This is a genomic window from Pseudomonas sp. OV546 (genome assembly GCF_900116845.1).
Classification (GTDB): Bacteria; Pseudomonadota; Gammaproteobacteria; order Pseudomonadales; family Pseudomonadaceae; genus Aquipseudomonas; species Aquipseudomonas petroselini.
The window spans coordinates 610904-626687 of the sequence record NZ_FPCE01000001.1; the positions used below are offsets into that span (position 1 = coordinate 610904).

The following is a 15784-nucleotide window of genomic DNA, read 5'->3' on the forward strand; positions in this document are numbered from 1 at the left end:
TAGTGCACAAAGAAAATCCACATCGGGCTTCGGTCCTGCAGCACGTCAGCCAGAACGTCCGTCGCCTGCGCCACGCCGCCGACCTGAGCCAGACCGCGCTCTCGGAAAAGTCCGGGGTCAGCCGGCGCATGCTGGTGGCCATTGAAGCGGGCGAAAAGAACGTCAGCCTGTCCACCCTCGATCGGGTGGCCGAAGCGTTAAACGTGGCCTTCAGCGACCTCATTCAGGCGCCGGACGCCCCCGACCACAGCCGCATCAATGAGCTGGCGTGGGCCGGTGAGATTCCGGGCAGCAAGGCGGTGCTACTGGCCAAAGCCAATGCCCGGCGCGAAGTGGAATTGTGGGAGATGCGCCTGGAACCTGGTGATCGCTACAGCCCCGAGCCCGATCCGGATGGCTGGAGCGTGCAGCTGTTCGTGTATGAGGGCGCACTGACCCTGATCCTCGACGACGAAGAAAAACACGTCGTGGCGGGTGAGTTCTATATGTTCGCCAGCCGCCAATCCCACGGCTATCGCAATGAGGGTGACGTGGCGGTGTGCTTCGTACGGACCGTGGTGATCTAACTGTTCACCCGGCAACAGTGGATGGACACTTTGCTGGTTTGAAACGCGCTCTATTGCGCTGATTTGACAGCAACTCGCTGATTTTATTGGCAATTACTTTCAGGCACGACTCCTGCAATCACCCAGGTCATCCCCTCGGAGCCTGGAGTCGGCCCATGTCAGCCCACCCTCAACACCCTGCCCATATCATCCGCTCGGACGCGGAAGCCATCGAGGTGGCCACACGCCTGGCCGCACGTTTTGCCGTCGACGCCAGCGCGCGCGACCGTGATCGGATCCTGCCTTTCGCCGAACTCGAAGCGTTCTCTGCCAGCGGCCTGTGGGGCATCACCATTCCCAAAGAGTACGGCGGCGCTGGAGTGTCCTATGTGACGGTCGCTGAGGTGATCAAGCTGATCTCCGCCGCCGACCCGTCCCTGGGGCAGATCCCGCAGAACCACCTGGGCGTGGTGGACATCCTGCTGCAAACCGCGACCGAGGCACAAAAACGTCATTACTTCGGCAAGGTGCTGGCCGGCTACCGTTTCGGCAATGCCTTCTCCGAAGCCAAGAGCAAAAATGCCGGCACCTTCGATACCCAGATTCGCGTCCACGGCGACACCGCGCACATCAATGGCGAGAAGTTCTACTGCACCGGCGCGCTTTTCGCCCACATAGTGCCTACGGTCGGCAACAACGAACACGGCCAGGCGTTTATCGCCTTTGTCGAACGCGATGCGCCGGGCCTTAGCGTGATCGACAGCTGGGACGGCTTCGGCCAGCGTACCACCGCCAGCGGCGGTGTGACCCTCGACGGGGTAACGGTGCCCCTGACAGCGGTGATCCCCGCCCATCAAGCCTTCGACCAACCCACCGCCAACGGCCCGATCTCGCAGATCATCCAGGCCGCCGTCGACACCGGTATCGCCCTCGGTGCCCTCGAACAGGCGAAGATCTACGCCCGCCAGGCGCGACCGTGGATCGACAGCCAGCAGGAGCACGGCTGGCAAGACCCCTTCACCATCGCCGCCATCGGCGACCTGGAATGGCGCGTCCACGGCACCGAAGCCATCCTCGCCAAAGCCGGTTTGGCGGTTGATCGCGCCCTCGCCGAGCCCAGTGAAGACACCGTCGCCCACGCCTCGCTGGTGGTTGCCCAGGCCAAAGTCCTCTCGGCTGAAACCGCCTTGCTCGCCAGCAGCAAACTCTTCGAACTGGCCGGCACGCGCTCGGTCACCGGCAAACATAACCTTGATCGCTTCTGGCGCAACGCGCGCACCCACACCCTGCACGACCCGGCCCGCTGGAAATACCACCTGATCGGCAATTTCGTGCTTAACGGCGTGAAGCCAGCGCGCCACGCCTGGAACTGAGGAGCCTGATTCCATGACCACACTGAAGCTTGCGCGCCAACTGTTGGACAGCACCCGCCGCCATGTCGAGAAAAGCGATGACCCCTATGTGATCAGTCGCTTCGGCGATCTGCAGATCCGCGTCGACGTGGCAGCCGCCTTGCTTGAACGCGCCGAAACCCATCCCAGCCCGGTCGCTGCGACCGAAGCGCAGATCGCGGCCGCCGAAGCCTTGATCGCTGCCAGCAACGCCGAATTCGAACTCACCGGCCAACGCACCGCACTGCCGCCGACCCTCGATGACCCCCTGCGCTGGAAATACCAGGTTGTCGGTAACTACCACCTCAACGGAGTGCTTTGATGTCCCGTGAAATCCGCTTGAACGCCTTCGACATGAACTGTGTCGGCCACCAATCCCCGGGCCTGTGGGCGCATCCGCGTGACCGTTCGTGGCAGTACAAGGACCTGGAATACTGGACCGACCTCGCCAAAATCCTTGAGCGCGGCAAGTTCGATGGCCTGTTTATCGCCGATGTGCTGGGCATCTATGACGTCTACAACGGCAATGGCGAGGCGGCGATTCGCCAGGCGACCCAAGTGCCGGTCAATGACCCGCTGTCGTTGATCGCGCCGATGGCCTTGGTTACCGAACACTTGGGCTTCGGTCTGACCGCTTCGTTGTCCTTCGAACATCCGTACCCGTTCGCTCGCCGACTCTCTACCCTCGACCACCTGACCAAGGGCCGCATCGGCTGGAACATCGTCACCTCCTACCTGGAAAGCGGCGCCAAGAACCTTGGCCAGAAAGCCCAGACCGAACACGACGCGCGCTACGACTACGCCGAGGAATACCTGGAGGTCTGCTACAAACTCTGGGAGGGCAGTTGGGAGGAGGGTGCAGTGTTGCGCGACCGCGAGCGCCGGATTTTCAGCGACCCGAGCAAGATTCACGAGATCCGTCATGTCGGCAAACACTTCCAGGTGCCTGGTATTCACCTCTGCGAGCCGTCGCCGCAGCGCACGCCGGTGCTCTACCAGGCCGGTGCGTCCAGCCGTGGCAAGCAGTTTGCGGCCGAGCAGGCCGAGTGCGTGTTCGTTGCCGCGCCGTCCAAGGTGCTGCTGAAAAAGACCGTCGCCGACATCCGCCGCCGTGCCGCCGAAGCCGGGCGCGATCCGAAGAAAATCCTGATCTTCAACTTGCAGACGGTGATCGTCGGCGAGACCGATGCCAAGGCCAAAGCCAAGTTTGATGAATACAGATCCTACGTCAGCTACGAAGGTGCAATGGCGCTGATCTCCGGCTGGACCGGCATCGATTTCAGCCAGTTCAAACCGGATGAACCGCTCAAGCACGTGCACACCAACGCCATCCAGTCGGCGGTGGAAGCCTTCTCCACGGCGGACCCGAACAAGGTCTGGACCCCAAACGAACTGGCCGATTGGGTCGGCATCGGCGGCTTTGGCCCGCTGTTTGTCGGCGGCCCGGAAACCGTGGCGGACCTGTTGCAGGAATGGGTCGAAGAGACCGATGTCGACGGCTTCAACCTGGCCTACGCGCTGACCCATGAAACCTTCATCGACGCCGTGGACCTGCTGGTGCCGGAGTTGCAGAAGCGCGGCGTGTACAAGACCGAATACGCCCAGGGTACCTTGCGCGAGAAGTTGTTTGGCGACGGTGCAAGGTTGGCCTCCAACCACCCTGGTGCCGGTTACCGCAATTTATCTGACGCGCACATAACCAATGTGGGAGGGGGCTTGCCCCCGATAGCGGCAGTCCAGTCAAGGCACTTGTGACTGACACACCGCCATCGGGGGCAAGCCCCCTCCCACAGTAGATCGGTGTTGATCCAAATAATCCCGCCAGCGGACCACCGCACGCACACCACCCAATAGGAGCACTACCCCTATGAGCGTGCACGCACTCAAACGCCCACTGGCCCTGGAATGGCCCGCCGAACAGCTCGGCAACCTGCCCAAGGCGCTGGAACAGTTGCGCCACTGGGCGCAGATCACGCCGCTGCACACCGCCCTGCGCCACAAGCGCCAGGGGCAGTGGTATGCGTGGCGCTGGATCGACGCCTTGCGTGACGTGGAACGCCTGGCCGACGGGTTGCGCCATCAGGGTTTCAGCGAGCAGTCGCGGCTGGCCCTCAGCGGTGCGTTTGAACCGAACCTGTTGCTGCTGGCGCTGGCGGCGCACGCCATCGGTGGACAGGTCTTGACCCTGGCCGATGACCTGGATCCCGAGGCGCTCCAGCACCACCTGTGGCGCATTCGCCCCACTCACTCTTATGTGCAAGGCCGCCAGCACGTACGGGATTGGCAGTCGGCGAATCTACTGGATTTCGCCCAATTGCTCGGCCCGCTGGACCCCGCGCAACACCTCGCACGCTGGTGGCAGCCCACGGGCGAAACCGCATTGTGGAGCGAAGAGGGCACCCACTGGCAGGGCGGTCTCGCGGTGGTGCTGGAGCAATGGCTGAACAGCGGTCACGGCCTGGCCTTCCCGGAAAGCCTGGCCTCGGCGCGGCGCGATCGCAGCGAAGTCGCCCCCACCGGCCTGCTGTTGTCGCCCGTGCGTTTGCAGCATCTGGCCGATGAGATCGAAAGCCGCCTGGCGCCTCACGGCACCTGGCGCCGACGTTTGTGCGACTGGGCCATCGCCCACCCGCAGAGCGGCGTGCGTCGCCTGCTGAAAAACCGCGTGCGCAAGCTGCTGGGTTTCCAACGCCTGGCCTACATCTGGCAACCGCTTAAACCGACGGCCGAACCGACCTGGCTGGCTGAGTTCACACGGGACATCGCATGAGCCAGGCCATTCTGCAGGTGCGGGATATCTCGCTGTCGTTCAAGGGCGTCAAGGCGATCAATGCCTTGTCCTTCGAGGTGGCGCGCGGCGAAATCTGCGCGCTGATCGGGCCGAATGGCGCTGGTAAAAGTTCGCTGCTCAACGTGCTCAATGGTGTGTATCGCTTCGATGCCGGCGAGATTGTCTTCGAAGACCAACACTTCCACCGCATCGACCCCTTGGGGGCTGCGCGTCGCGGCATTGGTCGCACCTTCCAGAACAACGCGCTGTTCAAAAAGATGAGCGTGCTCGACAACATTCTCACCGGCCTGTCACGGCACATGCGCAGCAATTTTATCGAACAGGCCCTCGGCTTACCCCGCGCACGCCGCGAAGCCGAAGCGTTCCGGCTGCGGGCCCAGGGCATTCTCGAATTCCTTGAACTGCAAGCTCACCGGGATGTGTTGGTGGGCAACCTTTCCTACGGCCTGCAAAAACGCGTGGAACTCGGCCGGGCGTTGATCGCAGGGCCGAGCTTGTTGTTGCTGGATGAGCCCATGGCCGGCATGAACGCCGAAGAAAAGCAGGAAATGGCGCGCTTCGTCGCCGACGTAAACCGCGACCTCGGCACCACCGTGGTGTTGATCGAACACGACATGGGCGTGGTGATGGGCCTGTCCGACCACGTGGTGGTGCTTGATTACGGGCGCAAGGTCGGTGACGGTACGCCTGCCGATGTGCAGGCCAATCCCGAGGTGATCGCGGCCTACCTGGGAGTGGTAAACGGATGACGTTCTTCTTTGAAACCCTGCTCGGCGGCCTGCTCGCCGGCACCATGTACTCGCTGGTCGCCATCGGTTTCGTGCTGATCTACAAGGCCAGTGGCGTGTTCAATTTCGCCCAGGGCTCGATGCTGCTGTTCGCCGCGCTGACCTTTGTCAGCCTGCATGACCAAGGCGTGCCGTTTGCCCTGGCACTGCTGCTGACGGTGATCGTAATGATCGTCGGCGCCTTGTTCATCGAGCGCCTGGTCTTGAGGCCGTTGGTGAACCGTTCGCAGATCACCTTGTTCATGGCGACGCTGGGCCTGTCGTTCATTATCGAAGGCCTGGCCCAGGGACTGATGGGCGCTCAGGTGCGCGCCCTCGACTTGGGCATCGACGACGTACCGCTGTTCGTCGGCCCGCTGATGCTCAGCCAGTTCGACCTGATCGCTGCCGCCGCCGCCGTGGTGCTGGTGACAGTGCTGGCGTTGCTGTTCAACAAGACCCGCATCGGCGTGTCGCTGCGCGCGGTGGCGGATGACACCACGGCGGCGCTGTCCATCGGCATCAACCTCAACCGCATCTGGCAGATTGTCTGGGCGGTGGCCGGGATCGTCGGGCTGGTGGCCGGGCTGCTGTGGGGCGCGCGTCAAGGCGTGCAATTCTCGTTGTCGCTGGTGGTGCTCAAGGCCTTGCCGGTGTTGATTATCGGCGGCTTTACCTCGATTGGCGGGGCGATTGTCGGCGGGCTGATTGTCGGCGCGGCGGAGAACCTCGCCGAGGTGTACATCGGCCCGTTGATCGGCGGCGGTATCACGCCGTGGTTCGCCTACGTATTGGCCCTGGCCTTCCTGTATATCCGTCCCGCCGGCCTGTTCGGCGAGCGCGCCATTGAGCGAGTCTGAAACCATGTCGATCCCCCTTGCGCAAGAAACCGCGCCGTTGCTGCTGATTCAGCGGCGCATCCCCTGGGCCCTGATCGGCCTGTTGGCGCTGGCCTTTATCGCGGTGCCGCTGTGGGGCAATGACTATTGGCTGAATGCGATCCTGATCCCGTTCCTGGTGCTGTCGCTGGCCGGGCTGGGCCTTAACCTGCTCACCGGCTACACCGGACAGACATCGGTGGGGGCGGCCGGCTTCATGGCCGTCGGCGCGTTTGCCACCTATGGATTTCTGTTACGCCTGCCTGAATTGGGTTTGCCGGTGGCGCTGCTCGGCGGTGGGGTCATCAGCGCCTTGGTCGGCCTGTTGTTCGGCCTGCCCAGTTCGCAGATCAAGGGCTTCTACCTGATGGTCACCACCCTGGCCGCACAGTTTTTCCTGGAGTGGCTGTTCGTCAAATTTCCGTGGTTCTACAACTACGGTTCGTCCGGGACTATCTCCGCGCCGAAGCTGGCGCTGTTCGGTCACGACCTCAACACGCCGTTGGGCCGCTACCTGCTGACCCTGGTCACCGTGCTGCTGCTGACCTGGACCGCGATCAACCTGGTGCGCAGCCAGGTCGGGCGCAACTGGATGGCGATCCGTGACATGGATACCGCCGCCGCCGTGGTCGGCATTCCGGTGGTGCGCTACAAACGCCTGGCGTTCGCGGTCAGCTCGTTCTACCTGGGCATCGCCGGCGCGCTGTGGGCCTTTGCCTACCTGGGAACGGCCAGCGCCAGCAGCTTCGATATCAATCGTTCGTTCCAGATCCTGTTCATCATCATTATCGGCGGCATGGGCAGCATCGCCGGCAACTTTGTCGGCGCGGCCTTTATCAGCCTGCTGCCGATCTTTCTCAGCCATGCCGGGCAGGCGCTGTTTGGTGGCGCGGTGGATGCGGGGCAGTTGCAGAACCTGCAGAAAATCATATTTGGCGTGTTGATCATCGTGTTCCTGATCAAGGAACCCGAGGGCTTGATTCGCCTGTTGCACAACCTTCGCGATCGGCTGCGTCAATGGCCCCTACGTTTCTGACTGACTAAGAGAACCCAAATGCGTGCATCCTTGAAACGTTCCCTGGCCGGCGCCGCCTTCGCGCTGGCTGCCCTGGCCGGTGCTGTGCCTCAGGCGGTGGCCTCGCCCGACCAGCAATTCTTTCCCCTCGCGACTTACCGTGTCGGTGCCTATGCGTCCAGTGGCGTGCAGGTGTGGGCGGGGATGATCGATTACCTGCGTTACATCAACGAGGTCGAAGGTGGTATCAACGGCGTCAAACTGGTGTGGCAGGAATGCGAGACCGAATGGACGGCGGAGAAGGGCATCGAGTGCTACGAGCGCTTCAAGAATGGCCTGGATGGCGCCCCGGTCGCGGTGTACCAGCCCAACGGCGCCCCGGCGGCGTACGCGCTGAGCGAGCGGGCGGAAGTCGACAAGATCCCGCTGATCACCCTCGGCTACGGCCGCACCGAAGCCACCGACGGCACGGTGTTCCCCTACAATTTCCCGGTGATGCTGACCTTCTACAGCGAGGCGTCGACGCTGGTGAACTACATTGCGCAGCGCGAAGGCGGTTTCGACAAACTCAAGGGCAAGAAGATCGCCACGGTCTACCACGACTCGGCCTACGGTCGTGAAACCCTCGGCCCGCTGAAACTGCTCGCCGAAAAATATGGCTTCGAAAACATCCAGATTCCGGTCGCCGACCCTGGCAACGAACAATCTGCGCAATGGCGCCAGGTGCGCCAGGCCAACCCGGACTGGGTGTTCCTGCGCACCTGGGGCGTGTCCACGCCGGTCGCGGTGAAGACCGCCGCGCGCTTCGGCTTCCCGGTGGACCACATCATCGGCGATATCTGGGCCAGCTCCAGCGAAGACGTATTGCCCGCCGGTGCCGCCGCCAAAGGCTACCTGGCGCTCACGCCGTACCCAGCCGGTGCCGACTTTGAGATCCACAAGCGCCTCAAGCGCTACATCCTCGACAAAGGCCACAGTGACCTGAAGGACCTGAAGAACTTCGGCAGCGTCTACTACAACTCCGGCCTGGTGAACGCCGCCGTGGCGGTGGAAGCGATCCGCACCGGCCAGGCCAAGTTCGGCAAGCGCCCGCTTAATGGCGAAGAAGGCCGCTGGGGCCTGGAGCACTTGAACATCGACGATGCGCGCTTGAAGGACATGGGTTACCTGGGCCTGATGCAGAACCTCAAGCTGTCGTGCCGCGACCACGAAGGCGGCGGCTCGGCGCGCGTGCAGCAGTGGGACGGCACTCACTGGACGCTGATCAGCGACTGGATCGCCGCCGACCGCGCCCTGTTGCGCCCGCTGATCGATGAAAAGTCGGCAGCGTTCGCCAAGGAAAAAGGCCTGACGCCACGTACCTGCACCGGGGATGAATAAACCATGAGCCAGCCCGCCACCGACACCACACGCCCGTCGCTGCTGACGGTCAACGATATTGAAGTGATCTACGACGGCGCCATCCTTGCGGTCGCCGGGGTGTCGCTGAGCGTGCCCAAGGGCGCCATCGTCGCCTTGCTCGGTGCCAATGGCGCCGGCAAGAGCACCACGCTCAAGGCCATTTCCGGGTTGGTGCGTGCCGAGCGGGCCGAGGTCAGCCGGGGCACGATCGAATACGCCGGCGCCGACCTGGCCGGCATCGACCCCAGCCAGCGCGTGCGCCAGGGCATGGTCCACGTGCTGGAAGGCCGCCATGTGTTCGGCCAGTTGAGCGTGGAAGACAACCTGCGCAGCGGCGGCTTCGTGCGGCGCCTGAGCCGCAAGGACATGGCGCACGACCTGGAGCGCATCTACGCCTGGTTCCCACGGCTCAAGACCAAGCGCCACACCCGCGCCGGCCTCACCTCCGGCGGCGAGCAGCAGATGGTCGCCATCGGTCGGGCGTTGATGACCCGTCCTACGCTGGTGCTGCTCGACGAGCCGTCTATGGGATTGGCGCCTATGATCGTGCAGGAGATCTTCGCGATCATCGCGCAGCTCAACCGTGAGCAGCAGGTGAGCTTCCTGATCGCCGAGCAGAACATCAACGTCGCGCTGAACTATGCGTCCCACGGCTACGTATTGGATACTGGCCGCGTGGCCTTGAGTGGCAGCGCCGCTGAACTGCTGGCGCGGGGCGACTTGCATGACATTTATCTGGGCAAACAGTAAGGGCGACTCCGCATGACTGAATCCATCCGCAACGCTGATGTACTGATCATCGGCGGCGGCCTGAGCGGCACGATGCTGGCCGTGCAACTGTTGCGCCTGCCTGGCCAGCGCCAGATCCTGGTGATAGAGCCGCGCGCGGAACTCGGCCGGGGCGAGGCCTACAGCGCCGTCGAACTGGGCCACACCCTGAACGGCAATGCGGCGCGCATGAGTGTCGACCCGGACAATGCCGACGACCTGACCGAATGGCTGACCGATTTTATCGGCGCTGGCGGCTGGCCTGAGTCGGATCAGCAGCACGTACCGATCAGCGAACTGTTCCCGCCGCGCGGGATTTTCGGCGTGTACGCCCAGCAACGCTTGGCCGAGGCGAAGGCGCAGTCAGCGTCCAGCGTCGAACATGTGCGCGGTGAAGTGGTCGACCTGCGCGTGGAGGAAGCCGCAACGCTGCTGACCCTCGACAACGGCCAGCAACTGCGCGGCGCGTTCGCGGTACTGGCCACCGGCATGTTCCCGGCGGCGCGTACGCCACAGACCGAGTCCAGCGGGTTGAACGCGGCGGCGGTGGACCCCTGGGATGTGAGCGCGATGACCGAGATTGACCCGCAAGCGACGGTGCTGATCATCGGTTCCGGGCTGACCATGGTCGACGCCGTGGTTTCCCTCGAGCAGGCCGGGCATCGCGGGCCAATCGAAATTTTCTCGCGCCACGGCCTGCTGCCCCATGTGCGCCGGCAACCGCCGAGTTGGGTGGATTTCCTCGGCGAGGATCACCGCCTGCGCAGCCCCCGGCAATTGCTGCGTGAGGTGCGTCGGCAATGCGCTATTGCGCACGCGCAGGGCATCGATTGGCAAGCACCGCTGGACACCGTGCGTGCGCACATCGGCCGTCTATGGAGCCAGGCCAGCGAGGGCGAGAAACGCCAGTTCGTGAGGCATGTGCGGCCGTGGTGGGAGAGCCATCACCACCGCTCGCCGCCGTTGAGCGCGCAGTTGGTGGCGCGCTTGCATGAGGAAGGGCGGTTGCGGATCCGGGCGGCGTCGTTCAAAGGCCTGGAGCCTTCGGCGCAAGGGGTGACCATTCGCTTGCGTTATCGCGGCGAGCACGCGGTGACCCAGGTGTCGGGCGCAGCGCTGATCAACTCCAGCGGCATCGAATACGATTGGCGCCGCGTGGCCCGGCCGCTCCCGCAGCAGTTGCTCAAGCGTGGGCTGATCCAGCCAGGGCCGCTGGCGTTGGGGATTGCGGCTGATGCGTCGGGGGCGGTGCTGGATGCGCAGGGGCAGGTCAGCCAGCGGTTGTTCGCCATGGGGCCGCCGTTGCGGGGGATGTGGTGGGAGAGTACGGCGGTAACGGATGTAGCGCTGCAAGCCAAGGCGCTGGCCTCAAAGCTCACACAAATCTGAAGGTGGGAGCTGGCTTGCCAGCTCCCACAGTTTGAACCGTGTTCAGCTTCCGACTTTTACGAAACCCGGCCTAAGCCCAAACACCTCAACCCCCTGCGCCGTCGACTGCCCGGTCGTCACCTTCACCCGCTCCACCGGCTTATCCATCGCCTCGCGGTACTCAACGGTCTTGTCCGCCTGGATCGCCTGGCTCGGAACCACAATCGCCTGCGCATTGTTGTAGGTCACGATGGTCAACCGCGCACTCATCCCCAGCCGCACCCGCTGCAACTGCTGCGGCGTGAGCTTGGGAATCGATAACGTCACCGGAAACTGCGCGCTGCCCTGACTGTCACTGGTAATCGCCAAGCCACTGACCACGCTCACCGAACCGGTCAGCCGCTCGCCATCAAACCCATCCCCCAGTACTTCAACCGCCTGGCCCTGGTGCAGTTGGTTGATATCCAGCTCCGACACCTTGGCGACGATTTTCAGCCGTTCGATATTCGCCAGTCCAAACAGCACCTGGCCCTGGCTGACCTTGCTGCCGGCCTGCACCGGGGCCGTGTTGTTGCCACCGCCTTGGGGTGACGGATTGCCGGGCGGTGGCACCACGATGCCGGCGAACGGCGCCTTGATGTCCTTGCCTTCGAGCAACGTGTGCAGGGCCTCGTATTTCACCGTGGCATTGGTCAGTTCCATATCGGCGATCTGGCGGTATTCGCCTTTGCCCTGGTCGATGGCCTGTTGCAGTTCGCTGCGCGCGGAAGCGAGGTCCAGTTGTTGCTGCTGGGTCTGTTGCTTGAGGTCGTCCAGCTCATTGCGCGGGATGATGCCGCGCTTGAACAGGTTTTCGCTTTCAGTGAGTTTGCGCTGGGTGTTGCCGGCGATCATTTCGGCGGTGCGCAGGCTGCGGCGCGCGCGGCTGACGGTAGGGCCGTTGTTCCAGTCCTGCATCTCTTGCACGGTGCGCCGGGCCTTGAGCTGCGTGGAGAGTGCTTCACGCAGCTGCACTTCGAGGGTCGCCGGGTCCATGCGCAACAGCACTTGGCCGGCCTCGACCCGCTGGCCTTGTTCCACCAGGTTGGCCTGTACGTTGCCGTCGAAGGGCGCGGTGAGGGTGATGGTGGTGTCGGGTTCGATCCTGCCCACCAGGCCGATCTGGTGCACCAGCGCGTCGGCTTTCACCTCCTGCCAGTGCTCGGCGGTGGTCGCCGGATCGGACGCAGGGCTGCGCAGGGCCAGGCCTGCGCCCGCCAGCAGCACGATCAATACAGCGCCCAGCAGGCGTTTCTGATTAGTAGTCATTGAGGGCGATTTCCCAACTTTCCAGCGTCATGCCCAGGGTCAAGTCGAGCTGGGTCTGGGCGTTCAAATAAGCGATCAGCGCATTGAGGCGCGCATTTTCGGCGTTGCGCAGGTCGGTCTCGAAACTCAGCACCTGGAAGTTGGTGGAGCGCCCGGCGCTGAGTTTCTCCCGCTCGATCTCGATCTTGCGCCGCGACAACTCCACCGCGCGCTGGGAAATTTCATACTGGCGCCAGCGCGTGCCGAGGTCGCGCACCACATCGTTGACGCTGCGTTCCAGTTCCTGGCGTGCATCGGTGATGCGGATCTCCTGGTCCTCCACATTCACCCGCGCGCGCACTTCGGCCTGGCGCGTGCTGATATCGCCGATGGGGATTTGCACCTGCACCCCAGCGTAGCTGTCCCAAGTGCGGTTGTTGGAGCGGCCTGTGTCGTTGTCGTAGGCGTCGCGTACCTGGTTGGCGCCGGCCACCAGGTCCACCTGCCAACGCCCGGAGTCCTTGGCGATCACCAGGTTGAGGTCAGCCTGTTGGCTGCCAAGCAGGGCGGCGAGGTATTCCGGCTGCTGGGTCTGCGCCAGGTTGAACGCCTGGCGCTTGTCGATCTGCATGGGCCTGGCCTCCAGGGCTTCGGTGGCGCGAATCGGCGTGGACAGGTCGAGGGCCAGCAGGCGCAGCAGCGACAGGCGGTTGGTGTCCAGTTGGTTTTGCGCCTCTTCCACCCCCAGTTGCTGGGTGGCGATATCGGCTTCGGTCTGTACGATTTCGAACTCGGCCATGCGCCCGGCACTGATCAATGCCTTGTTCACTTCCAGCAAGGTACCGGACCGCTTGAGGGCGTCCTGGACGATACTCAGTTGTTCCTGGGCGCGCAGCAGTTCGCGGTAGGTGGCGATGATCTGGCTGATGGTCTGCGCCACCGTGGCCTTGAGGTTCAGGCGGTTGGCCTGCTCCGACAGGCGCGACAGGCGCAGCGGCGCGGTGGTGGCGTCCCAGCCGGCGCCACGCAGCAGCGGTTGGATGATCGCCAGGTCCAGGCCGTCGCTGCGGTAGCGGCCGGCGCGGTCGGCGGTGTTCAGCTGCTGGGTCCAGGCCATGCTCAAGCGCGTACCGTACTCGCCGAGCAGGCTGGTGGCCGGCGCCACGTTGGCATTGCGCGCATTGTCGGCGGAGCCGCGGGTGCTGCGGTACGCGCTGTTGAGCGTGAGTTTGGGGTTGAACACGTCTTCGGCCACGCGCAGGTCGAATTTCTGGGCCACCCGTTGCAGGTACGCGCTGCGGATCGCCGGGTTGTTGCGCAGGCCTAGGTACACCGCATCGCCCAGGGTCAGGGTGGTGAGCTGGGCATTCAGCGAGACGCTGCGCTCATAGCCGCTGCGCGTCGTGCTCGGTGCCGACGGCTTGATCACCACGTCGGCCGCCACGCCCTGCAGGCTGAACAGGGCAAGCCACAGCAGCCACTTATTCATCGCGCAGGGCCTCCACCGGCTGCAGCCGTGAGGCCGAGATCGCCGGGTAGAGGCCGAAGAACAACCCCACCAGCAGCGTACTGCCCACGCCCAGCGGGAGGGCGGCGACGGCCAGGGCAAACGCCCAGCCTGACAGCCAGGCATACAGCCAGGCAGCGGTCATGCCCAGCACAGCACCACACAGGGCGCCGACGGCGGTAAGGGTTACGGCTTCAAGCAGGAACAGGTTACGGATATCTCGCTGGCGCGCGCCGAGGGCCATGCGAATGCCGATCTCGCGACGGCGCTCCGAGACGTTCATCAACATCACGTTCATCACCCCCACGCCGCCGCCGACCAGAGAGATCGCGCCGAGGGCCAGCAGCAGGTAGGCAAAGGTGCGGCTTTGCCGGGTCATGCCGTCGATCATTTGCTGGGGCACCTGGATGTCCACATCGTGGTCGGGCAGTTGTGGTTTCAAGGCTGTGGCGGCCTCTTGGGCAAGGCGTTCCATGTCTTGGCCGGGCGCGGCGCGGATGATCACGTTGCCGATCTGCGGCATGGCGTAGATACGGCGCATGCCTTCGGCAGGAATGAACAGCGACTCATTGGCCTGCACCGGCATCAGCATCGCGCGTGGCTGGCTGCGCAGGATGCCCACGATCAGGAACAGGTAGTCGTTGATGCGCACGCGGTCGCCCAGTTGCAGGGGGTCGCCCGGCGAACCCAGGGCCTCGGCCAACGGGTCACCGATCACGGCGTAGGTTTCGTTGGCATCGAAGCTCGACAGAAAACGTCCCTGTTGCACCACCAGGCGCATCGCGTCCTTGATGTCCGGCGTGCTGCCGACGAAGTTGGCGTTGACGGTCCTGCCGTGGAACACGATGGGCCCGCTGAACAAGGTGAGGGCGCCGATGTGGGTAATGCCCGGTACCGCTTGGCGCACGGCGTCCAGGTCAAGGCGAGCGGGCATGGTGATAGTGCCGCCGTTCTTGGCCGGGAACTGGGCGACCAGGGTGTCGGTGCCCATGTCCTTGAAAATCATCGCGGCGTCCACCGCCGCGTTGTGCCCGATATTGATCAACGCCACCACCGATGAACTGCCGATGACGATACCCAGCAGCGCCAGGATCGAGCGCTTGCCCAGGGTGCGCAGGCTGACGAACGCTTCATGCAGCAGTTGGCTGAGGCTCTGTTCGACCCGCAGGCTGCTCTCTACCTGCGGGGTCATAGGCGCCCAACCTCTTGTACCACGCCATTGCGTACCAGGATCTTACGTTCCAGGCGCTCGGCAATATGCGGGTCGTGGGTGACGATGATCAGGGTGACTTGTTGCTCGCGGTTCAGGGCCAGCAGCAGGTCCATGATGTCCTGGGCCGTGGTGCTGTCGAGGTTGCCGGTGGGTTCATCGGCCAATATGACCGAGGGCTTGCCCACCAACGCGCGTGCAATGGCGACGCGTTGGCGTTGGCCGCCGGAGAGGTCGGCGGGGCGATGGTGGGCGCGGTCGGCCAGGCCGACCTGTTCGAGCATGCGCAGGGCCTGCTCCACCGATTCCTGGCGCGATACGCCGCGATAGCTCAAGGGCAGGGCGACGTTATCCAGGGCACTGAGGCGTGGCAGCAGGTTGAAGCTCTGGAACACGAAGCCGATCTGCTGGTTGCGGATGGCCGCCAACTGATCAGGGGTGGCGTTGAAAATGTCGTGGCCGGCAAAGTGGTACTGGCCGCCGTTGGGCAGGTCCAGCAGGCCCAGGATATTGAGCAGGGTACTTTTGCCGGAACCCGAGGCGCCGAGGATGCCGCAGCTGTCGCCACGGGCGATGCAAAGGCATACATCATTGAGAATGGACAGGTGTTGCCCGGCCAGCTGATAGTGCTTGCCGATGCCTTGCAGGGAGATCAAGCCGGGGTGCGCGGGGGTGTCTGTCATGAATACGCCTTCAGTCTCGACGCTGCCGTCCTCTTCCCCTGGTAAAGCCTTGTAACAAGTTAGGGGGTCGCCTCGGCGCGCGCCATGGACCTGTTTTGTTTCTTGTTTTTAAAATATTGTTTGAATACTAACCGCGTTCCAGCCGCTTCGCCAGCCATCGATGTAGAGCCGTT

General features: G+C 63.8%; 15 protein-coding genes. 11 read left to right on the top strand and 4 right to left on the bottom strand.

Features of this window, described 5'->3' with window-relative positions; genetic code table 11:
* Window positions 1–2 precede the first annotated feature (2 nt).
* The 11 genes from BM403_RS02855 (at window position 3) to BM403_RS02905 (ending at window position 10945) form a co-directional block, all read left to right on the top strand.
* A complete protein-coding gene (locus BM403_RS02855) occupies window positions 3–566 on the top strand; it encodes a helix-turn-helix domain-containing protein (RefSeq protein ID WP_043205553.1) in 564 nt (187 codons plus the stop codon).
* Window positions 567–721: 155 nt separating this feature from the next.
* Window positions 722–1918: an SfnB family sulfur acquisition oxidoreductase gene (locus BM403_RS02860; RefSeq protein ID WP_093541501.1), complete on the top strand. Its 1197-nt coding sequence runs from the start codon at window positions 722–724 to the stop codon at window positions 1916–1918.
* A 13-nt stretch (window positions 1919–1931) separates the two neighbouring features.
* Complete coding sequence (locus tag BM403_RS02865) at window positions 1932–2258, top strand: acyl-CoA dehydrogenase (protein WP_012724984.1); 327 nt, start codon at window positions 1932–1934, stop codon at window positions 2256–2258.
* A complete protein-coding gene (locus BM403_RS02870; protein ID WP_093541503.1) occupies window positions 2258–3691 on the top strand; it encodes an LLM class flavin-dependent oxidoreductase in 1434 nt (477 codons plus the stop codon). Before BM403_RS02865 ends, BM403_RS02870 begins: the two co-directional genes overlap by 1 nt.
* A 112-nt stretch (window positions 3692–3803) precedes the next feature.
* Window positions 3804–4706 carry an AMP-binding protein gene (locus BM403_RS02875; RefSeq protein WP_093541505.1) on the top strand — a complete coding sequence of 301 codons (903 nt, stop codon included), beginning with the start codon at window positions 3804–3806 and terminating at the stop codon, window positions 4704–4706.
* A complete protein-coding gene (locus BM403_RS02880; RefSeq protein ID WP_093541507.1) occupies window positions 4703–5476 on the top strand; it encodes an ABC transporter ATP-binding protein in 774 nt (257 codons plus the stop codon). The genes BM403_RS02875 and BM403_RS02880 overlap by 4 nt, the downstream gene beginning before the upstream one ends.
* Complete coding sequence (locus BM403_RS02885) at window positions 5473–6354, top strand: branched-chain amino acid ABC transporter permease (protein ID WP_064055365.1); 882 nt, start codon at window positions 5473–5475, stop codon at window positions 6352–6354. Before BM403_RS02880 ends, BM403_RS02885 begins: the two co-directional genes overlap by 4 nt.
* Window positions 6355–6358: 4 nt before the next feature.
* Window positions 6359–7408: a branched-chain amino acid ABC transporter permease gene (locus BM403_RS02890; protein ID WP_093541509.1), complete on the top strand. Its 1050-nt coding sequence runs from the start codon at window positions 6359–6361 to the stop codon at window positions 7406–7408.
* An 18-nt stretch (window positions 7409–7426) separates the two neighbouring features.
* The gene (locus tag BM403_RS02895; RefSeq protein WP_093541511.1) at window positions 7427–8767 is read left to right on the top strand and encodes an ABC transporter substrate-binding protein; all 1341 of its coding nucleotides are present in this window, start codon (window positions 7427–7429) and stop codon (window positions 8765–8767) included.
* 3 nt (window positions 8768–8770) lie between these two features.
* Entirely contained in the window at window positions 8771–9538 is a 768-nt protein-coding gene (locus BM403_RS02900) for an ABC transporter ATP-binding protein (RefSeq protein ID WP_064055367.1), read from the top strand.
* Window positions 9539–9550: 12 nt separating this feature from the next.
* Window positions 9551–10945 carry an FAD/NAD(P)-binding protein gene (locus BM403_RS02905; RefSeq protein ID WP_093541513.1) on the top strand — a complete coding sequence of 465 codons (1395 nt, stop codon included), beginning with the start codon at window positions 9551–9553 and terminating at the stop codon, window positions 10943–10945.
* A gap of 42 nt (window positions 10946–10987) precedes the next feature.
* On the opposite strand, the gene BM403_RS02910 is transcribed toward BM403_RS02905, so the two are convergent.
* From BM403_RS02910 to BM403_RS02925, 4 genes are read right to left on the bottom strand one after another with little or no spacing between them, the layout of a single operon-like run.
* Window positions 10988–12232 carry an efflux RND transporter periplasmic adaptor subunit gene (locus BM403_RS02910; RefSeq protein WP_012724975.1) on the bottom strand — a complete coding sequence of 415 codons (1245 nt, stop codon included), beginning with the start codon at window positions 12230–12232 and terminating at the stop codon, window positions 10988–10990.
* On the bottom strand, window positions 12222–13700 hold the full coding sequence (locus tag BM403_RS02915) for a TolC family protein (protein ID WP_064055370.1): 1479 nt from the start codon (window positions 13698–13700) through the stop codon (window positions 12222–12224). Before BM403_RS02915 ends, BM403_RS02910 begins: the two co-directional genes overlap by 11 nt.
* Entirely contained in the window at window positions 13693–14910 is a 1218-nt protein-coding gene (locus tag BM403_RS02920; protein ID WP_093541515.1) for an ABC transporter permease, read from the bottom strand. The genes BM403_RS02915 and BM403_RS02920 overlap by 8 nt, the downstream gene beginning before the upstream one ends.
* Window positions 14907–15611: an ABC transporter ATP-binding protein gene (locus tag BM403_RS02925; protein WP_043205548.1), complete on the bottom strand. Its 705-nt coding sequence runs from the start codon at window positions 15609–15611 to the stop codon at window positions 14907–14909. Before BM403_RS02925 ends, BM403_RS02920 begins: the two co-directional genes overlap by 4 nt.
* Window positions 15612–15784 lie beyond the last annotated feature (173 nt).